This window comes from Burkholderia ubonensis subsp. mesacidophila (assembly GCF_002097715.1).
Classification (GTDB): domain Bacteria; phylum Pseudomonadota; class Gammaproteobacteria; order Burkholderiales; family Burkholderiaceae; genus Burkholderia; species Burkholderia mesacidophila.
In genome coordinates this window covers 3,492,259-3,512,031 of record NZ_CP020737.1, presented here as the reverse complement: position 1 = coordinate 3,512,031, position 19,773 = coordinate 3,492,259, and the positions used below count along the sequence as shown (strand labels likewise).

Sequence of the window (19,773 nt, the reverse complement as noted above, 5' to 3'; positions counted from 1 at the left end):
ACCGGGAGTCACGCAACCCGGCGGCCGCAGCGCGGCCGACCCTTCAGGATCGCGCATGTCCAACACACTGATGAACCTCGGTATCAGCGGCCTCAACTCCGCCATCTGGGGCCTGACGACGACCAGCAACAACATCGCCAACGCGGCGACGCCCGGCTACACGATCGAGCGCCCGGTCTACGCGGAGGCGAGCGGCCAGTACACCGGCAGCGGCTACCTGCCGCAGGGCGTGAACACCGTCACCGTCCAGCGCCAGTACAGCCAGTACCTGAACGACCAGCTGAACAGCGCGCAGACCCAGGGCGGTTCGCTGTCGACCTGGAATACGCTGGTCGCGCAGCTGAACAACTTCGTCGGCAGCCCGACGGGCGGGATCTCGACCGCGATCACCAACTACTTCACCGGGTTGCAGAACGTCGCGAACAAGGCGGCCGACACGTCGGTGCGGCAGACTGCGATCAGCAACGCGCAGACGCTGGCCGACCAGCTGAAGGCGGCCGGCGCGCAATACGACGCGCTGCGCCAGAGCGTGAACACGCAGCTGTCCGGCACCGTCGCGCAGATCAATACGTATACGACGCAGATCGCGCAGCTGAACCAGCAGATCGCGACGGCGGGCAGCCAGGGGCAGCCGCCGAACCAGCTGCTGGACCAGCGCGACCAGGCGGTGTCGAACCTGTCGAGCCTCGCGGGCATCCAGGTCGTGCGCAACGACCAGGGCTACAGCGTGTTCCTCGCGGGCGGCCAGCCGCTCGTCGTCGCCGACAAGAGCTACACGCTCGCCGCGGTCACGTCGCCGTCGGACCCGAGCGAGCTGTCCGTCGTGTCGCAGGGGATCGCCGGCGCGAACCCGCCGGGCCAGAACCAGTCGCTGCCGGATACGTCGCTGTCGGGCGGCACGCTCGGCGGCCTGCTCTCTTTCCGCCGCCAGACCCTCGACCCCGCGCAGGCGCAGCTCGGCGCGGTCGCGACCAGCTTCGCCGCGCAGGTCAACGCGCAGAACGCGCTCGGCGTCGACCTGTCGGGCAATCCCGGCGGCAACCTGTTCTCGACCGGCAGCCCGACCGTGTTCGCGAACCAGGCGAACACGGGTGGCGCGACGCTCAACGTGTCGTTCGCGAACCCCTCGCAGCCGACGACGAGCGACTACACGCTGTCGTACCAGGGCGCCAACAAGTACGCGCTGACCGACCGCGCGACCGGCTCGGTGGTCGGCACGGCCACGTCGGCGACGATGCCGATTTCGATCGGCGGGCTGAACTTCTCCGTATCCGGCACGATGAACGCGGGCGATTCGTTCACGGTGCTGCCGACGCGCGGCGCGCTCGGTGGGTTCTCGCTCGCGACCACGAACGGCGCGGCGATCGCGGCGGCGTCGCCGGTCGCCGTGTCGGCGTCGGGGACCAACACGGGCACCGGCAAGATCACGCAAGGCGCGGTGACCGCGGGCTACCAGGTTCCGGCCGGCGGCACGACGCTGACTTACGACGCGACGACCAACACGCTGTCCGGCTTCCCTGCCGGCACGACGGTGACGATCGCGACCACGCCGCCGACCACGGTGCCGATCGCCGGCCCGGCGACGACGGTGCCGTACACCCCGGCGACGGGCGCGACGATGACGATGACGGGCGCCGCGGCGGGCGCGATCAACGGCGTGACGATTACGCTGTCGGGCACGCCGAGCACCGGTGACACCTTCAAGATCGCCCCGTACTCGGGCGGCACCAGTGACGGCAACAACGCACTCGCGCTCTCGCAGATCGTGACCGCGAAGACGCTCGGCAACGGCACGACAACGCTGACCGGCGCGTACGCGAACTATGTGAACGGGATCGGCAACACCGCGAGCCAGCTGAAGTCGTCGAGCGCCGCGCAGACCGCGCTCGTCGGCCAGATCACGAAGGCGCAGCAGGAGGTGTCGGGCGTGAACCAGAACGAGGAAGCGGCCAACCTGATGCAGTACCAGCAGCTCTACCAGGCGAACGCGAAAGTGATCCAGACGGCGTCGACGCTGTTCCAGACCGTGCTCGGCCTGTTCAACTGACCGGATTTCGAGGATTCAAGCGATGCGAATTTCCAGCGCCCAGTTTTTCCAGCTGAACGTCGCCACGATGAACGACCAGCAGGCACAGCTCGCGCAGCTGTACCAGCAGCTGTCGAGCGGCGTGAGCCTGACGACGCCGGGGGACAACCCGGTCGGCGCCGCACAGGCCGTGCAGCTGTCGATGACGTCGGCGACGCTGTCGCAGTACACGACCAACCAGAATGCGGCGCTGGCGTCGCTGCAGGCCGAGGACTCGGCGCTGTCGAGCGTCAACACCGTGCTGACCAGCATCCAGTCGACGTTGGTGCGCGCAGGCGACGGTTCGCTGTCCGACACCAACCGCGCGGCGCTCGCGACGCAGATCCAGAGCGCGCGCGACCAGCTGATGACGATCGCGAACTCGAACGACGGCGCGGGCAACTACCTGTTCGCCGGGTTCAAGAACGGCAGCCAGCCGTTCACGAACAAGGCGGGCGGCGGTGTGAGCTACGTCGGGGACACGGGCACGCGCAACGTGCAGATTGCCGATTCCCGCACCCTGTCGCAGGGCGACAACGGCGCGTCCGTGTTCATGTCGGTGCCGACGTTCGGCAGCCAGCCGGTGCCGGCCGGGAGTGCGTCGAACACCGGCACGGGCACGATCAGCCCTGTCACCGTGACGAGCCCGTCGGCCGCGACCAACAACCACCAGTTCACGATCCAGTTCGGCGGCACCGCCGCCGCGCCGACCTACACGGTGACCGACAACACGATCGGCCCGACGTCGACGACGCCCGCGCAGCCGTACACGGCCGGCGCGGCGATTTCACTCGGCGGCGGCATGACGGTCGCGGTGTCCGGCGCGCCCGCGAACACCGATTCATTCACGGTGTCGCCCGCGCCGCAGGCCCCCGGCGGCGCCGACGTGTTCTCGACGCTCGATTCGATCGTCGCCGCGCTGAATACGCCTTCCGTCAACAACCCGGTAGCCATGGCGACGCTCAAGAACGCGATGACGGCCGGCGCGACGAAGCTCAGCAACACGATGAGCAACGTCACGACGATCCAGGCGGACGTCGGCGGCCGCGAGCAGGAAATCAAGGCGATGCAGACGGTCACGCAGACCAACTCGCTGCAGGTTTCCAGCAATCTCGCGGACCTGACGAGCACCAACATGGTCTCGACGATCAGCCAGTTCACGCAGCTGCAGAACGCGCTGACCGGCGCGCAGAAGGCCTTCGTGCAAATGCAGAACCTGTCGCTGTTCCAGTACATCAACCCGTGATGCAGCCTGCGCCGGACGCGATGTGAGCGCATGCTCACGTCGCGCGGCGCGCCGTCCGGCCTTAGCTGGACAGGAACGGGCGGGCTTCCTCGAGATCCGGAAAGACCAAGGCGCCGCGCGCGGTCAGGACGTCCGCCTTGGGCGGCGTGCCGACGCCGACGAATTCAAGGCCGAGATGCCGGGCCACGTCGAGGTCCCAGCGCCCGTCGCCGACCGAAACGGTGCGGCAGGCCGAGTCGACGCGATAGTGCCGCCGGGCGCGCTCGACGGCGGCCGCGACAAGATCTGTCCGTGAAGGGTATTCCGACGCGGTCACCAGCAGCGCGTCGTCGAACGGAATGCCGACGGCCCGCAGCTTCCGCTCGCTGACGCGCCTCACCCCGCCCGTCGCAAAGACAATTCCCCACCCCGACGCCATCGCCTCCCGCACGAACGCGCCGGCGCCGCGAATTTCCCTGAGTTCTTGGCGGGACAGCGCGTCGACGAAATGACGATCCACCTCCTGCTCGAAGGTCGCAACGGCCGATGCGCTCATCGGGCGCCAGCCGTTGGACGATAGCGCGTGCGCGAGGATGCCCGTGTCGGTGTGGTGCGGATAGCGCCCCCAGTCAGTGTCGAGGGCCGGCAGCTTCAGGGCCAGCATCGCCGCCAGGAACGCGGACTGGTGCATGGCGACCGAGTCCGTCAGCGTGCCGTCGATATCCAGGACAAGTAGGCGTTCAGCTTTCATCGATCACCAGCACATAAAGGGTGGGAGGGCGGGAAAACGCAGGCCCGAAGTTCAGGGCAGCGGCCATTCTACTGAGGAATTTCGGTGATCGGCGGGGCCGAAAGCGGCAGGCCGGCGTTGCGTTCTCCGCACATTCGCGATGAACCAAAAAAAAGCCGTTCGGGCGGGGAGCGCGAACGGCCAACGGAGAGTGCAGAACACTGCCGCGCCTGGTGCACGGCAGTGCTGCTACTTTAGGGAACCCGGCCGCCGCCGTGAATGGGACGAGTCAGATTCTGCGGCGGCAGGTCGATCGTCCGGCCGCTTGCCAGCACCACCCCCGCTCCGTACACTTCGCGCCAGATTCCAGACCGGCGCATCCCTCGCAGCCGGCGACCGACAAGACAGGAGCGTGTCCCGATGTCCGATTCCTATTTCCCGCGCTGGCGGGTGCAACCGCCCGGCGCGGCCGCGCGCGTCGTCGGCCTCGACGAACGCCTGTCGTGGCCGCAGATGATCGCGATGGGCGTGCAGCACGTCGTCGCGATGTTCGGCTCGACCGTGCTCGCGCCGCTCCTGATGGGCTTCGATCCGAACCTGTGCATCTTCATGTCCGGCGTCGGCACGCTGCTGTTCTTCGCGCTGGTCGGCGGCCGGGTGCCGAGCTACCTCGGCTCGAGCTTCGCGTTCATCGGCCTCGTGATCGCGGTGACGGGCTACGGCGGCAGCGGCCCGAACCCGAACATCCCGGTCGCGCTCGGCGGCATCATCGCGTGCGGCGTCGTGTATGTCGCGCTCGGCGCGATCGTGTCGGCGGTCGGCACGCGCTGGATCGAGGCGCTGATGCCGCCCGTCGTCACGGGCGCGATCGTCGCGGTGATCGGCCTGAATCTCGCGCCGATCGCGGTCAAGGGCGTGTCCGCGTCGCAGTTCGATTCGGCGATGGCGCTCGTCACCGTGCTGTCGGTCGGCGGCGTCGCGGTGTTCGCGCGCGGGATGATGCAGCGTCTCTTGATTCTCGTCGGGCTCGTGATCGCGTACGCGATCTACGCGGTCGCGACCAACGGGATGGGCCTCGGCAAGCCGATCGACTTCTCGATCGTCGCGCATGCCGCATGGTTCGGCATCCCGACCTTCCACGCGCCGGTGTTCGATCCGCACGCGGTGCTGATGCTCGCGCCGATCGCGGTGATCCTCGTCGCGGAGAACCTCGGCCACATCAAGGCCGTGAGCGCGATGACGGGCCAGAACCTCGACCGCTACATCGGCCGCGCGTTCATCGGCGACGGGCTCGCGACGATCGTGTCGGGCAGCGTCGGCGGCACGGGCGTGACCACCTACGCGGAGAACATCGGCGTGATGGCCGTTACGCGCATCTACTCGACGCTCGTGTTCGTCGTCGCCGCGCTGATCGCGATCGTGCTCGGCTTCTCGCCGAAGTTCGGCGCGGTGATCCAGACGATTCCGGGCCCGGTGCTCGGCGGCGTGTCGATCGTCGTGTTCGGGCTGATCGCGGTGACGGGCGCGCGCATCTGGGTCGTCAACAAGGTCGATTTCTCCGACAACCGCAACCTGATCGTCGCGGCCGTCACGCTGGTGCTCGGCGCGGGCGACTTCTCGCTGAAGTTCGGCGGCTTCGCGCTCGGCGGGATCGGCACCGCGACGTTCGGCGCGATCCTCCTCTACGCAATCCTGCGCAAGGAAAAGGAACCGGGCCCGGTGGTCTGACGCCGGGCGCCAGCCTGTCATGGACGGGGACGGATCACGGCGCGGGCGGCGCGATGCCGCCCGCGCTGCTTCACTCCACATCACACATCACGCGCCGGCGGCGTTCGCCTGCGCTTCGAGCCACGCGCAGAACTGCGCGACGACCGGCTCGTCCGCGTGCTCGCGCGGCGTGATCCACCAGTAGCTGCGCGTCGCGATGCGCGGGCCGTCAAGCGGCATCACGAGCCGGCCGCTCGCAAGCTCGTCGTCGATCAGCGGCAGCGGGCCGAGCGCGACGCCGAGCCCGTCGACCGCCGCCTGCAGCGCCAGGTAGAAGTGGTCGAACGATTGCCGCTTGCGGCCCTTCATCGTCGCGCCGGCGGCCGCGAACCAGTCGCGCCAGCCTTCCGGGCGCGTATCCGAATGCAGCAGCACGTGCCGCGACAGGTCGTCGACGCGCGCGATCGGCAGGCGCTTCGCCAGCGCCGGGCTGCAGACCGGGATCACGCTTTCGTCGAGAAAGCGGCCGCTCGCGCAGTTCGGCCAGTGGCCCGGGCCTCGGCGAATCGCGACGTCGAAGCCGTCGAGCATGTCGAGCGGCGCATTCGACGTCGACAGCTTCAGCTCCACGTTCGGCACGTCGCGCTGGAAGCGCGACAGGCGCGGCAGCAGCCATTTCATCGCGAAGGTCGGCAGCGCGTTGATGCGCAGCACGCGCGCGGCGCCGGTGCGCCGCAGCCGCTCGGTCGCGAGCGCGATGCTGTCGAACGCGGCGCGCACGGTATCCAGGTACTGGCGGCCTTCGTCGGTGAGCTTCACGCGCTTGCCGATCCGGTGGAACACCGGCCTGCCGAGCCACGCCTCGAACCCGGCGATCTGCCGGCTGATGGCACCATGAGTCACATGCAGCTCGTCGCCGGCGGCGCTGAAGCTTTCGTGTCGTGCCGCGGCTTCAAAGGCCCGAAGCGCGGAAAAGGGCGGGAGATCGCGTGCCATGCTTGTGATTCTAGATCACAAGCGAGCGCCGATAAAATCGTTTTGCGGGTGCGCCGGACGGCGGTAACCTCGACCTGTCGTTTATCGAGGACTCCCATGCAATCCGTTTCCCCGCCGCCCGCCCACGCGCCGCGCGACGTCGGCGTCGCCGAGCTGTTCACCGGTTTCCTGTCGCTCGGCCTCATGTCGTTCGGCGGCGCGCTGCCGTTCGCGCGCCGCACGATCGTCGAGGAGCGCAAATGGCTGTCCGCCGACGAATTCACCGATCTGCTCGGCCTGTGCCAGTTCCTGCCCGGCGGCAACGTGATCAACCTGTCGGTTGCGGTCGGGATGCGCTTTCGCGGCGTGCCGGGCGCGTTCGCCGGCATTCTCGGGCTGATCGCGGGGCCGACGCTCGTGGTCGTCTCGCTCGGCGTGCTGTATGCGAAAACCGAGCACGATCCGGCCGTCCGGCACCTGTTCGCCGGCTTGTCGGCCGCCGCGGCCGGCCTGCTCACGGCGATGGCGGTGAAGGTCGCGAAGCCGCTGCGGCATGCGCGCGCGGCGGCGGGCATCGCGGCGTTGGCGTTCGTCGCGATCGCGGTGCTGCGCATCCCGCTGCTCACGACGATGCTGGTGCTGACGCCGCTCAGCGTGTGGCTCGCCGCGCGACGCGGCGCCGCATCGGCCGCGGCGCCGGCCGCGCACGGCGCGCCGCCGGGCGCGGGCGCGCCGCGCGACGCGCAGCAGCGCGGCCCGCACGACGGAGGCGCGCGATGAACGACACGCTGATCGCGCTCGCGACCCTCTTCACGCAACTGTCGCTGCTCGCGTTCGGCGGCGGCAATACGATCCTGCCGGAGATGCAGCGGCAGGTCGTCGACGTGCACCACTGGATGAGCGCGCACGAGTTCACCGCGCTGTTCGCGCTCGCGCAGGCGGCGCCGGGGCCGAACATGATGATCGTGTCGCTCGTCGGCTGGCACGTGGCCGGCTGGTCGGGACTGCTCGTCGCGACGCTCGCGAAGTTCGGGCCGTCGTCGGTGGTCACGGTGCTCGCGCTGCACGCATGGGAGCGCTTCCGCAACCGGCCGTGGCGGCGCTACGTGCAGCAGGGCATGGTGCCCGTCACGGCGGGGCTCGTCGTCGCGAGCGCGGTGCTGATCGCCGACGCGTCGAACCACACGGCCGTGCAGTGGGGCATCACCGCCGCGTGCGCGGTGCTCGCATACCGCACGCGCATCCATCCGCTGTGGCTGCTCGCGGCCGGCGCGCTGATCGGGCTGACCGGCTTCGGGCAGTGAGCGCCGCCGCCGCGCAGGAGCGGCCGGCCTGAGGGTGTCATTCGGTCGCGCGTTGAGATGCGGCGGGGTGGTGCGGTGCAGCGGGCCGGTATACTGCCGGCTTTCAATCAGCAGGACCCAGCATCATGTCGACGATTCCCGCCTGTCCGCAATGCGCGATGGAGAACACCTACCCCGACGGCGAGCAGTATATTTGCCCGGACTGCGGCCACGAGTGGTCGAGCGCCGCACCGGCGGCGGCCGATGACGACGCGGCGCGCGTCGTGCGCGACGCGAACGGCAACGTGCTGGCCGACGGCGACTCGGTCGTGCTGATCAAGGACCTGAAGCTGAAGGGCTCGTCGGTCACGCTGAAGATGGGCACGAAGGTGAAGAGCATCCGCCTCGTCGACGGCGATCACGAGGTCGACTGCAAGGTCGACGGGATGAGCGTGATGCTCAAGGCCTGCTACCTGAAGAAGAATTGAGCTTCCCTGCGCGCGAAGGAACCGGAGGACCGATGGATCTCGACGGCGCCAGCCGCAATCTCACGGTCGCCGCGCTGCTGACGCTGTCCGGCGGCTATCTCGACGCGTACACATACGTCGGCCACGGCCACGTGTTCGCGAACACGATGACCGGCAACGTCGCGCTGCTCGGCATCAACCTGTCGGCAGGCGAGTGGGCCGCGGCGCTGCACCACGTGCCGCCGCTCGTCGGCTTTGTGATCGCAGTGTTCGTCGCACACCTGCTCGGGCTCGCCGCGCAGCGCGGCTGGATGCGGCACACCGCGTTCGCGAGCCTGATCGTCGAGATCGCGTTTCTCGGCATCGCCGCGAGCGGCGTCGTCGGCGCGTCGAGCGCGTGGCTGATTCCCGGCATCTCGTTCGTCGCGACGCTGCAGACGCTGTCGTTCACGCACCTCGAGGAACTGTCGTACACCTCCGTGATGACGACCGGCAACCTGCGGCGCGCCGCGCAGAAGCTGTTCGTCGGGCTGATTCCGCGCTACGACGCCGGCGCGCTGCACGATTCGGCGCTGCTCGCGACGATCAGCTTCTGCTTTCTCGCGGGCGCCGTGGCCGGCGGCCTCGTCACGCGCCTCGTGCCGGGCGTCGCGTTGTGGGGCGCGGTGCTGCTGCTCGCAGGCGCGTTCGCCGAAATCGTGCGGCGCGCGTGGCGCCGCGTCGACGCGGGCGCCGGCGCGGCCGGCTGACGGCGAAGCGCGGTCGGTTCCGTGCTGCGGCGCGGCATCCGTCGCCGCTGTGGAACCGGTCCGCGCCCGTCACGTCGCCGTGTCATTGCCTTGCCGTCTCGCTCGCAGCCTCGCAGCTCGTCTGCTGCGCCGCATCAACCGCATCCCCGCTCACTCCCGGCGATCCCTCCGCCGCCCGCCCGAGTCGTGACGGATTCCTGCCGAATCGCCCGCCCGTCGCGCAAGCCCTGCGCGTGACGGGCGTTGTGCGCTGACGACAATCGAACCGTTACCACGCATTTCAATTTCTTTCGCGATTCGGAGTCATCTTATGATTCTCGCCACGTCGCGCGCGCCAAGAACGCGCGCGATTGTCACCCGGCCGCGCATGCGGCCGGCCATGTAAGGAGACACCAACAAATATGGGATCGCTCATGAAGCAGACCACCAGACTCGCAGCACTCGCAGGGGGCGCCGCGCTGGCCTTCGCCAGCCAATACGCAGCGGCACAAAGCTCGGTCACGCTGTGGGGCGTCGCCGACGTCAGCGTCCGCTACCTGACCAACGCGAACGCCAAGAACGACGGCCTGCTGTCGATGACGAACGGCGCGATCACGAACAGCCGCTTCGGCATCTACGGTACCGAAGACCTCGGCGGCGGGATGAAGGCGCTGTTCAAGCTCGAGAGCGGCGTGGACCTGCAAAGCGGTGCGTTCTCGGACAGCGGCCGCATGTTCAACCGCGCCGCGTACGTCGGCCTGTCGAGCCCGTACGGCACTGTGACCCTCGGCCGTCAGAAGACGCCGCTGTTCGACCTGTTGTCGGACACCTACGATCCGCTGACCGTCGGCAACTACTTCGAGAACGCGTGGCTGCCGGTGGCGCTCGGCGGCGGGCTGTACGCGGACAACCAGATCAAGTACACGGGCACGTTCAGCGGCCTGACCGCGAGCGCGATGTACTCGACCGGCACGAACTACGAGAAGACCGGCCCCGGCGGCTTCTCCGGCCAGATCCCCGGCTCGCTCGGCAAGGGCAATGCGTGGGGTATCTCGCTGTCGTACGTGATGGGCCCGCTCAGCATCGCGGCCGGCGCGCAGCAGAACAGCGACAACTCGGCACGCAAGCAGACCATTTATCACGCGAACGTCGTCTACGCGTTCAGCACGGTGAAGGTCTACGCGGGCTACCTGCGCTCGAAGGACGATACGGGCTTCGTCGACAGCCTGCTCGCGCAGCAGAAGATTCCGACTGCGAAGGGCACCGGCCGGATCGACGACGGTCCGTTCGCGGGCGTGAGCTGGCAGGCCAGCGCGCCGCTGACGCTGACGGGCGCGTTCTACTACGACCACATGCGCAACGCGATGACCGCGAACGGCACGCTCGCGAGCGGCAATCGCTACGCGATCGTGGGCATCGCCGAGTACGCGCTGAGCAAGCGCACGGAAATCTACGGCACGGTCGACTTCAACAAGACGAACGGCGCGGCCAACGTCGAGCTGCCGGGCCGCAGCAACCAGACGGGTATCGCGATCGGCCTGCGCAATATCTTCTGATAAATCGCCTGTGCCGGACCGGCGTCCGGCTCGCGACGAAGAGATCCCCGCGGGGATCTCTTTTTTTCGTCTGCTCGACACGCGCACCGCGTATCCGTAAGCCGTTCGTCGGCATTCCGGAACATAGTTTTACAGTCCGCGCGCAGGTGTTCCGCTAAGCTGCATGGATCGCTCGGCGTGGCCGGCGCGGTCGGTAAATTGTGTATCCGGTGATGACAAACGCTGTCAGCCGGTTTTTTTTCGTGGAACGATGCGCTTCACGATTGACCTTGAAAGGGGATGATGATGGGTATCCTGAACACCGTTGGCGAAATCGCGGGCGCCGTGGCGGCCGTCGAAGCGGCAGAGAAAGTCGATCCGGATGCGGGTCTCCTGACCAAGGCGGCGGCGGCCGTCGCCGGTTTCAAGGGCGCGGAAGCGCTCGAGGGCATGCTCGAGAAGAAGGAAGAGAAGCCCGAGCAAGCGGCAGACGATACGCAGGCGACCGACGGCGGCGACACGTCGCAGGCATGAGCATGGCGGCCGGCTCGGCCGCGCCCGCGCAAGCCGCGCGGACGGGCGAGCCGGCGTCGCGCAGCCGGCGGGTCGGGCATGCGGTCGATCGGTGACGCATGACGAACCCGGCAGCCGGATTGATCGGCGAGAGGCAAGGTCTCTCGCCGTTTTTTTTGCGCGGGCGCCGCGCGCCGCAGGAAAACCGGAATCTTGCTATCGTGCCGTCATCCGAACTCGATGAGGGCATGCGATGGAATTCGACTACGACCTGTTCGTGATCGGCGCCGGCTCGGGCGGCGTCAGGCTGGCCCGGATGTCGGCGCAATACGGCGCGCGCGTGGGCATTGCGGAAGAAGAGCAGATCGGCGGCACTTGCGTGCTGCGCGGCTGCATTCCGAAGAAACTGCTCGTCTACGCATCGCATTACCCGCATGAAGTCGAGGACGCGCAGGGCTTCGGCTGGACCTTCGGCGCCGGCACGCTCGACTGGCCCGCACTGATCGCCGCGAAGGATCGCGAGATCAACCGGCTGAGCGGCATCTACGTGAACCTGCTGCGGCAGTCCGGCGTCGAGATGCACGCGGGGCGTGCAACCCTCGTCGATGCGCACACGGTCGCGCTCGGCGAGCGCCGTATCGCCGCGCGCCACATCGCGATCGCGACGGGGTCGCGCCCGTCGCTGCCGCCGCTGCCCGGCATCGAGCATGCGATCACGTCGCGCGAGGCGCTGTCGCTCGCGACGCTGCCGGCGCGCGTCGCCGTGGTCGGCGGCGGCTATATCGCGGTCGAGTTCGCGGGCATCTTCAACGGGCTCGGCAGCCGCGTCGACCTGTTCTATCGCGGCGCGCAGATCCTGCGCGGCTTCGACGACGACGTCCGGCAGTTCCTCGCCGACGAAATGACGAAGCAGCGCGTGACGATCCACACCGGCGCGTCGGTGGACGCGATCGAGCGCGCGGCCGACGGCACACTGAGCGTGCGCGTCGGCGGCGCGCACCACGGGCCGTACGATGCGGTGCTCTATGCGACCGGACGCGTGCCGAACGTCGAGGGCCTCGATCTCGAGGCGGCCGGCGTCGCGCTCGATGCGCGCGGCGCGATCGCGGTCGACGCGTATTCGGCGAGCTCGGTCGCGTCGATCCACGCGATCGGCGACGTGACGTCGCGGCCGCAGCTCACGCCGGTCGCGACGCGCGACGGCGGCCTGCTCGCGCTGACGCTGTTCGGCGGGCGGCGCGTCGCGGCCGATCACGAATGGGTGCCGTCGGCGGTGTTCAGCCAGCCCGAGGTCGCGACGGTCGGCCTCACTGAAGCCCGTGCGCGCGACGTGCATGGCGCAGTGGATATTTACCGCACGTCGTTCAAGGCGCTGCGCCACACGCTGTCCGGCCGCGACGAGCGCACGCTGATGAAGCTCGTCGTCGCGCGCGACAGCCAGCGGGTGGTCGGCGCGCACATGGTCGGGCGCGACGCGGGCGAGATCATCCAGGGCATCGCGATCGCGATCCGCGCGGGCGCGACGAAGGCGCAGTTCGACGACACGATCGGCATCCACCCGACCGCGGCGGAAGAGTTCGTCACGATGCGGCAGAAGGTGGCGGACTGACCAGCCGGAGATCGCGCGCCGCGCGCCCTACAGAATGCGAACCGCGTGCCGTTATCACGAGATGCAAGGTTCCGAACGGCGGCATTCAGGCTGTGCGTTTGCGAATGCCTGATATTCCCGAACGGCGGCAGGGTCCAACCGCGTCGTTCGGGTTCGCGGATCGCCGTGACGCCCGCTTTCCCGCTTCCCGCGGGGCGTCGCGCGCAACCGCGATGAGGTGCGGATGCGGGATGCCGTGCGCCGGTCGAGTCACGACAAGGCATATTCGGCAACGCGTTTGCTATCATCGCGCCAAACCAGAAACGGGGCCGACCATGCGCGATCAACAGCGCAGCAATCAGAACAACGGGGTAACCACGCCGCGCGCGAATCGTGACGATTTCGCCGCCGGCCCGCCATTCGCCGTGACTCGCTCGTCACGCGCGCATCCGCTTTTATTTTCCTGATAGCACCCAAGGCGACGCCTGCCGCGTTGCGTGATCGCGTCGCGTCGAGCGACGCATCGGCGCGCGCGTGCGCGCCGACGCCGCCTTGAAGTCCCGCTCGTGCGCGCGCCGGCGCGCCCGCCACGGGCATTCTTTCCACGCAAGGAGATCAGCAGTGAACATCCAGACACGACGCAACGTCCTCGTCGCCGCGGCGCTCGTCGCGGCGCTGACCGGCTGCGCGACCGAATCGTCGCGCACGCTCGACGTGCCGGTCGTCAGCAGCGCGCAGCGCCCGTACACGGGCAAGCCGGTCGCGATCGCGGTCGGCAAGTTCGACAACCGTTCGAGCTATATGCGCGGCATCTTCTCGGACGGCATCGACCGCCTCGGCGGCCAGGCGAAGACGATCCTCGTCACGCGCCTGCAGCAGAGCCGCCGCTTCAACGTGCTCGATCGCGAGAACCTCGAGGAGATCAAGCAGGAAGCCGGCTTCATGAAGAAGGCGCAGGCGGTGAAGGGCGCGAACTACGTGGTGACGGGCGACGTGACCGAATTCGGCCGCAAGGACGTCGGCGATCACCAGCTGTTCGGCATCCTCGGCAACGGCAAGACGCAGGTCGCGTATGCGAAGGTCAACCTGAACATCGTCGACACGACGACGTCGGAAGTGATCGCATCGAGCCAGGGCGCGGGCGAATTCAGCCTGTCCAACCGCGAAATCATCGGCTTCGGCGGCACCGCGAGCTACGACTCGACGCTCAACGGCAAGGTGCTCGATCTCGCGATCCAGGAGGCCGTCAACCATCTCGTCGACCAGGTCGACGCCGGCGCGCTGAAGCCGGCGAAGTAAGCGTTGCGCATCACGGCTTCACCGATTCACCACATCAACAAGAAGAGAAATGACCATGAAACGGGGTATCTGGCTGCCGGCAACGGCCGCCGCATTGCTGCTCGCGGGCTGCGCGGCGCCGACCACGCCGCCGCTCTATCAATGGAACGGCTACCAGCCGCAGGTGTACGAGTACTTCAAGGGCAAGACGTCGCCGCAGGAGCAGATCGACGCGCTCGAAAAGGCGCTGCAGCAGATCCGGGCGAAGGGCAACACGCCGCCGCCGGGCTTCCACGCGCATCTCGGGATGCTGTACGCGAGCGTCGGCAGCGAACAGCAGGCCGAACAGGAACTGCAGGCGGAGAAGCAGCTGTTTCCGGAATCGTCGCCGTTCATGGACTTCCTGATGAAGCACAAACCGGCGGCGAAGAAGCCGGCCGAGCAGAAAACGGCTGAGCAGAAGCCGGTCGATCAGAACACCGCCAAACAGTGACGCACCTGCCATGTTCAAGACCATTTCATTCAAGCTGCTGTCCGTGCTGTCGATCGTCGCGCTGCTGAGCGCCTGCGCGCAGCCGGTGAAGCACGCCGACTACACGGCGTTCAAGAAGAGCCAGCCGCGTTCGATCCTCGTGCTGCCGCCGGTCAACGAAACCAACGACGTCGCGGCGACCTACGGGATGCTGTCGCAGATGACGCTGCCGCTCGCCGAGGCCGGCTATTACGTGGTGCCGGTGGCGGTGATGGACGAGGCCTTCAAGCAGAACGGCCTGACCAACGCCGCCGAGATCCAGGACGCGCCGCCGGCCAAGCTGCGCGAAATCTTCGGCGCGGACGCCGCGCTGTATTCGAAGGTCTCGAAGTACGGCTCGGTGTACCAGATCATCGACAGCACGACGGTGGTGACCGCGTCGGCCAAGCTCGTCGACCTGAAAACGGGCGACGTGCTGTGGCAGGGCGAAGGCAGCGCGAACGGCAAGGAAATCGGCACCAACATGGGCGTCGGCGGTTTCGGGATCGTCGGTGTGCTCGTGCAGGCCGCCGTCAAGCAGATCGCGCATTCGCTGACCGACGAGGCCCACGACGTGGCCGCGCTGACCAGCAATCGCCTGTTGTCGGCCGGCCCGCCGACCGGCCTGCTGTACGGCCCGCGTTCGAGCAAGTACGGCACCGACTGACGGGCTGCCCTGCAGTGCCGTCGTGACGACGGCATCTGGCGGCCGGCCGCCACTCAAGCCACGGCGCGCGTCATGCGCGCCGTGTGCGTTTCGGCGCCGGCTCAATGCACGCCGAACGCGTCCAGCAGCCGATACCAGCTCATCGCGAGCACCAGCGCCGGCGTGCGCAGCCGCGCGCCGCCCGGGAAATCGCGATGCGGGACCCGGCCGAACAGGTCGAAGCGGCTTGCCTGCCCGTCGATCGCCTCGGCGATCAGCTTGCCCGCCAGCGCGGTCGTGTTCACGCCGTGCCCCGAGAACCCCTGAGCGAAATACAGCGTCGGCGCGACGCGCCCGAAATGCGGCGCGCGGTTCATCGTGATGTCGACGAAGCCGCCCCATGCGTATTCCACCTTCACGTCCGCGAGCTGCGGGAACGTCTTCAGCATGTCGCGCCGCATCGCTTGCGCGAGATGGCGCGGCTGCCGCGTCGAGTAGCTGACCTTGCCGCCCCACACGAGCCGCGTGTCCGGCGCCGGCCGGAAATAGTCGAGCACGAAGCGGCTGTCGCAGACCGCGGCGCGCGCCGGCATCAGCGCGGCGGCGCGCGATTCGCCGAGCGGCTCGGTCGCGATCACGTAGGTGCCCACCGGCATGATCTTCCTCGCGAGCGCCGGCGCGAGCGCGCCCAGATACGCATTGCACGCGAGCACGACGAAGCGCGCGCGCACGTGGCCCTGCGCCGTCTCGACGAGATGGCCGGCCGGGATGTCGCGCACGCGCGTCACGCAGCTGTGCTCGTGGATGCGCACGCCGGCCCCGGTCGCCGCGCGCGCGAGGCCGAGCGTGTAGTTCAGCGGATGCAGGTGGCCGCTGTCGGGGTCGTACAGGCCGCCCCGGTAGCGCGACGACTGCACGTAGCCGCCGAGGTCGTCCGCTTCGACGAACCGCAGGCGCTCGTAGCCGAAGCGCTTCGCGGCGTCGTCGCGCCAGCGCTTGAGCGCATCGGCATCGCGCGCGGTGTTCGCCGCGGTCAGGTAGCCGGGCACCAGCGCGCAATCGATGGCGTGCTGCGCGATGCGCGATTTCACGAGCGACAGCGTTTCGAGCCCCATCGCCCAGATGCGCTTCACGTCGGCGTCCGGCAGGTAGCGCGCGAACGTGTCGATGTCGCACGCGTAGCCGCCGATCAGCTGCCCGCCGTTGCGGCCGCTTGCGGCCCAGCCGACCCGCGACGCTTCGAGGACGACGACCGAATGGCCGCGCTCGGCGAGATTGAGCGCGGCCGACAGGCCGGTCAGGCCCGCGCCGATCACGCACACGTCGGCGTCGACGGCGCCGGCGAGCGGCGCGTGGCGCGTCGTATCGTTGGAGGTGGCCGCGTAGTACGACGCGGCATGCGGTTGGTTCGCGAATGTCTGCATGGTCAGGAACACGAATGAATGGGCTCAGCACAGCTCGCGCAGCCGGTGATACAGCATGCCGAGCGCGAGCGCGGGTTGCCGCCACGCGTCGCCGCCCGGGAAGCGGCGATGGCGCAGGCGCGCGAACAGGTCGAACGCGCGCGTGTCGCCCGCGATCGCGCCGGCGACCGCGCGCCCGGCGATGCCGGTGAGCGCGACGCCATGCCCGCTGAAGCCCTGGACGTAGAAGAAGGTCGGGTCGATCGCGCCGAAGTCCGGCGCGCGGTTGCGCGTGACGTCGACGAAGCCGCCCCATGCGTAGTCGACGCGCACGTCGGCGAGCTGCGGGAACACGCCGGTCATGCGCCGCCGGATCGCGCCGGCGAGCGCGGCGGGCGACGCACCCGCGGAACTCGCGCGGCCGCCGAACAGCATCCGGTGATCGGCGGAGAGCCGGAAGTAGTCGAGAAAGAAGTTGTTGTCGCACACCGCTTCGCGCCGCGCGATCAGCGCGTCGGCGCGTGTCTCGCCGAGCGGTTCGGTCGCGATGATGTACGACGCGATCGGCGCGATGCGCGCGGCCGTCGCCGCAGGCAGCACGCCGCCCGGCCCCGCGTTGCAGCACGACACGACGAAGCGGCAGCGAATCTCGCCGGCCGGCGTGCGCACGATGGGCCGCGCGCCGCGCACGACGTCGAGCGCCGGCGTATGCGCGAACAGCGCGACGCCTTCGCGGCGCGCGGCGTCGGCGAGGCCGAGGCAGTACTTGAGCGGATGCAGGTGGCCCGACAGCGGATCGTGGACGCCGGCGAGGTAGCGGGTTGACGCAATGCGCGCGCGGATCGCGTCGGTGTCGAGCCACGTCAGCGACGGATGGCCCCAGCGCGAGCTCGCCGCGTCCATCCATGCGCGCAGGTCGCCGATGCGGCCCGGCTTGGTCGCAACGGTCAGGTAGCCGCGCGTGAAGTCGCAGTCGATGCCGTAGCGCGAGATCCGCTCGGCGATCAGCGCGACGCCGTCGAGCGACAGTGCCCACGCCGCGCGCGCGCCGTCGGCGCCGAGCTGATGCTCGATCGCCTCGTCCTTCGCGAAGCCGGCGATCGCCTGCCCGCCGTTGCGGCCCGACGCGCCCCAGCCGGGCCGGTGCGCGTCGATCACGGCGACCGACAAGCCGCGCGCTCGGCAGTCCAGCGCGGTCGAGAGGCCCGCGAAGCCGGCGCCGATCACGCACACGTCGACGTCGAGCGCGCCGTCGAGCGACGGGTCGTCGGCCGCGGGGCGCGCGGCGCTCGCTTCGTAGTACGAGTCGCGCGCGAGCGCGTCGGCGCGACGGGTGAAAGACTGGCTCATGAAACCGACTCCCTCCATGCGGCGCGCAACGCGCCGGAATCCTGCGTGAAGCCTTGCGCGGGACGCCGCGCGCGCCGCACGGCGTCCCGCGCGGCCGGCATCAGAACGAATAGATGAACTGCGTCGCGAGCAGGTCGTTGGACTTGCCGTACGACCCGTCGTGGCGCAGGAACACCTTGTTGTTCGCCCAGTCGTGCCGGTATTCGACCTTCACGGTGATCTGCTGGGTCGGATAGAACAGCAGGTCGAGCGCGACGTCCTGGCGCACCGCGCCCTTGCACTCGAAGCCGAGCCCGCCGCCGGCCTTCGACATCGCGAGGCAGTCCGCGTCGACGCCGAAGCCGTTGTTCGGGTCCATGCCGTTGCCGTTCAGCGCGATGCCGCCGCCGCCGCCGCCGTTCTTGCTGTTCGCGAGCAGATCGTAGCGCAGCGTCACGCCCATGCGGCCGACCACCGGCGCGTTGAACTTGCGGTGCGCGAGCAGCGACAGCCCGTACCACTGCGCGAGCCCGCCGTTGAACGCCGCATGATCCTGGCGGCCGTAGTCGACTTCCGCGTTGTACTGCACGTCCGCGAGCGTGTAGGTCGCGTCGAGCTCGCCGAAGAAGAACGAGCCGTACGCGCTCGGCGCCGCGCCGCCGGGGCCGTAGTGGACGACGCCGTTCGAATCGATCGCGCTCGACAGCGTCTGCCGGCCGATGTTGAACGAACCGCCGAGGTCGAGCGCGCTCGACCACGTGTAGTCCGCGCGCGCGGTGAAGGTCGGCACCTTGTTGCTGGTGGTGATGGGATCGCCGAGCGCGTTGGTGCCCGTCGTCGTGACCGAGCCGTAGGTGCGGTACTGCTCGTTGCCGACGAAGAACTTCCACGCCCAGTTGCCCTTCGTGTAGTTCGCGCCGATGCCGACGTACGCGCCCGGGTCGGAGAAGTCGTACAGCAGGTTGTGCGTGAGCGTGAGCATCTGGTTCGACTGCTGCACCTCGTAGCCGCCGAAGCTCGGGATCAGGCCGGCGACGAGCGTCGTCGTCGCGGTGAGCGGCACGTTGACGACCGCCGTGTTCAGCAGGTTGTTGCCGATGTTGTTGCTGCTGCGCGAGTTCTGCAGCAGCGTGATGCCGTTGCCGCGGTTCGGCATCAGCGTGATCTCCGCCGACGGCGCCATCGGGCCGACGCCGAAGGTCTTCTTGATGTCGAGGTACAGGTCGCCGAACGTGCTGTTGAAGTAGTTGTACACGCTCTCGTGGTTCGCGAACAGGAACGACGACGTGCCCGGCGCGCGGTTGTAGATGTAGGTCGGATCGATGTAGCCGGTGATCGACAGGCCGGCGATCGGCCCGGTGTTCGCCGCGTCCGACAGCGAGTCGACCTTCAGCTGCTGGTTCGCGATCTGCTGCTTCATCTCGGTCACGTCGTCGTTGGTCAGCAGGGCCTGCGACTTGCCGTAGTCGGGCGACGACGGATCGGCGGCCGCCGCGGCCACCGCGGCCGGCCGGCCGCCGGCCGGCGCGCCGCCCTGTGCGATCGCAGATGCGGCGCCGCCGGGCTTCGCGGCGAGCTGCGCCTGCATCGCCTTCATCTGCTTCTGCAGCGCGGCGACCTGCGCCTGCAGCGCCTTGAGCTGGGCGGACGTCGAGTCGGCCAGCGCGATGCCCGGCAGCGCGCCGGCCACCAGCAGGCAGATCAGTTTCTTCTTCATCACGGATTCTCCTAGCGGTCGTATGTCGGCAAAAAAATGCGATGAGCGCAGCGCGGCGCCCGTGCGGCGCATC

The 19,773-nt window shown here is 68.7% G+C and carries 18 protein-coding genes; 13 read left to right on the top strand and 5 right to left on the bottom strand.

What is annotated here, in order from left to right:
- The first annotated feature begins 55 nt into the window (after positions 1 to 55).
- Positions 56 to 2,047, top strand: coding sequence for a flagellar hook-associated protein FlgK (flgK, locus tag B7P44_RS16525; protein WP_084905928.1), 1,992 nt, complete (start codon positions 56 to 58; stop codon positions 2,045 to 2,047).
- 22 nt (positions 2,048 to 2,069) lie between these two features.
- Positions 2,070 to 3,311: a flagellar hook-associated protein FlgL gene (gene flgL / locus B7P44_RS16520; protein ID WP_084905926.1), complete on the top strand. Its 1,242-nt coding sequence runs from the start codon at positions 2,070 to 2,072 to the stop codon at positions 3,309 to 3,311.
- A gap of 61 nt (positions 3,312 to 3,372) precedes the next feature.
- On the opposite strand, the gene B7P44_RS16515 is transcribed toward flgL, so the two are convergent.
- Positions 3,373 to 4,041 (bottom strand): HAD family hydrolase, encoded by a 669-nt coding sequence (locus B7P44_RS16515; RefSeq protein WP_084905924.1) that lies wholly within the window; start codon positions 4,039 to 4,041, stop codon positions 3,373 to 3,375.
- A gap of 399 nt (positions 4,042 to 4,440) precedes the next feature.
- On the opposite strand from B7P44_RS16515, the gene B7P44_RS16510 reads away from it, so the two are divergent.
- Positions 4,441 to 5,748: a solute carrier family 23 protein gene (locus B7P44_RS16510; protein ID WP_084905923.1), complete on the top strand. Its 1,308-nt coding sequence runs from the start codon at positions 4,441 to 4,443 to the stop codon at positions 5,746 to 5,748.
- An 87-nt stretch (positions 5,749 to 5,835) separates the two neighbouring features.
- Here the strand turns inward: B7P44_RS16510 and B7P44_RS16505 are convergent, their stop codons facing one another.
- A complete protein-coding gene (locus tag B7P44_RS16505) occupies positions 5,836 to 6,723 on the bottom strand; it encodes a transcriptional regulator GcvA (protein WP_084905921.1) in 888 nt (295 codons plus the stop codon).
- 96 nt (positions 6,724 to 6,819) lie between these two features.
- Here B7P44_RS16505 and B7P44_RS16500 point away from each other — a divergent pair, with 96 nt between their 5' ends.
- The 10 genes from B7P44_RS16500 to B7P44_RS16455 all read left to right on the top strand — a co-directional run bounded on the left by B7P44_RS16500 (position 6,820) and on the right by B7P44_RS16455 (position 15,272).
- Complete coding sequence (locus B7P44_RS16500) at positions 6,820 to 7,482, top strand: chromate transporter (protein WP_084905919.1); 663 nt, start codon at positions 6,820 to 6,822, stop codon at positions 7,480 to 7,482.
- The gene (locus B7P44_RS16495) at positions 7,479 to 8,006 is read left to right on the top strand and encodes a chromate transporter (protein WP_084905918.1); all 528 of its coding nucleotides are present in this window, start codon (positions 7,479 to 7,481) and stop codon (positions 8,004 to 8,006) included. The genes B7P44_RS16500 and B7P44_RS16495 overlap by 4 nt, the downstream gene beginning before the upstream one ends.
- Positions 8,007 to 8,131: 125 nt before the next feature.
- Positions 8,132 to 8,473: a zinc ribbon domain-containing protein YjdM gene (locus tag B7P44_RS16490; protein WP_084905916.1), complete on the top strand. Its 342-nt coding sequence runs from the start codon at positions 8,132 to 8,134 to the stop codon at positions 8,471 to 8,473.
- A gap of 32 nt (positions 8,474 to 8,505) precedes the next feature.
- Positions 8,506 to 9,201, top strand: a complete 696-nt coding sequence (locus B7P44_RS16485; protein WP_084905914.1) for a YoaK family protein — start codon at positions 8,506 to 8,508, stop codon at positions 9,199 to 9,201.
- Between the two features lie 413 nt (positions 9,202 to 9,614).
- Complete coding sequence (locus tag B7P44_RS16480; RefSeq protein WP_084905912.1) at positions 9,615 to 10,736, top strand: porin; 1,122 nt, start codon at positions 9,615 to 9,617, stop codon at positions 10,734 to 10,736.
- A gap of 285 nt (positions 10,737 to 11,021) precedes the next feature.
- On the top strand, positions 11,022 to 11,249 hold the full coding sequence (locus tag B7P44_RS16475) for a hypothetical protein (protein ID WP_042586494.1): 228 nt from the start codon (positions 11,022 to 11,024) through the stop codon (positions 11,247 to 11,249).
- 232 nt (positions 11,250 to 11,481) lie between these two features.
- The gene (gene gor / locus B7P44_RS16470) at positions 11,482 to 12,837 is read left to right on the top strand and encodes a glutathione-disulfide reductase (RefSeq protein ID WP_084905910.1); all 1,356 of its coding nucleotides are present in this window, start codon (positions 11,482 to 11,484) and stop codon (positions 12,835 to 12,837) included.
- 600 nt (positions 12,838 to 13,437) lie between these two features.
- Positions 13,438 to 14,115: a CsgG/HfaB family protein gene (locus B7P44_RS16465; protein WP_084905909.1), complete on the top strand. Its 678-nt coding sequence runs from the start codon at positions 13,438 to 13,440 to the stop codon at positions 14,113 to 14,115.
- Positions 14,116 to 14,170: 55 nt separating this feature from the next.
- Entirely contained in the window at positions 14,171 to 14,587 is a 417-nt protein-coding gene (locus tag B7P44_RS16460) for a DUF4810 domain-containing protein (RefSeq protein WP_084906750.1), read from the top strand.
- Positions 14,588 to 14,597: 10 nt separating this feature from the next.
- Positions 14,598 to 15,272, top strand: a complete 675-nt coding sequence (locus B7P44_RS16455) for a DUF799 domain-containing protein (protein ID WP_084905907.1) — start codon at positions 14,598 to 14,600, stop codon at positions 15,270 to 15,272.
- A gap of 101 nt (positions 15,273 to 15,373) precedes the next feature.
- Here B7P44_RS16455 and B7P44_RS16450 read toward each other — a convergent pair whose 3' ends face one another.
- From B7P44_RS16450 to B7P44_RS16440, 3 genes are all read right to left on the bottom strand, one after another.
- Positions 15,374 to 16,675 carry an NAD(P)/FAD-dependent oxidoreductase gene (locus B7P44_RS16450; RefSeq protein ID WP_084905905.1) on the bottom strand — a complete coding sequence of 434 codons (1,302 nt, stop codon included), beginning with the start codon at positions 16,673 to 16,675 and terminating at the stop codon, positions 15,374 to 15,376.
- A gap of 24 nt (positions 16,676 to 16,699) precedes the next feature.
- Complete coding sequence (locus B7P44_RS16445) at positions 16,700 to 18,004, bottom strand: NAD(P)/FAD-dependent oxidoreductase (protein ID WP_084906748.1); 1,305 nt, start codon at positions 18,002 to 18,004, stop codon at positions 16,700 to 16,702.
- Positions 18,005 to 18,104: 100 nt separating this feature from the next.
- The gene (locus B7P44_RS16440) at positions 18,105 to 19,700 is read right to left on the bottom strand and encodes a DUF3138 family protein (protein WP_084905904.1); all 1,596 of its coding nucleotides are present in this window, start codon (positions 19,698 to 19,700) and stop codon (positions 18,105 to 18,107) included.
- Between the last annotated feature and the right edge of the window lie 73 nt (positions 19,701 to 19,773).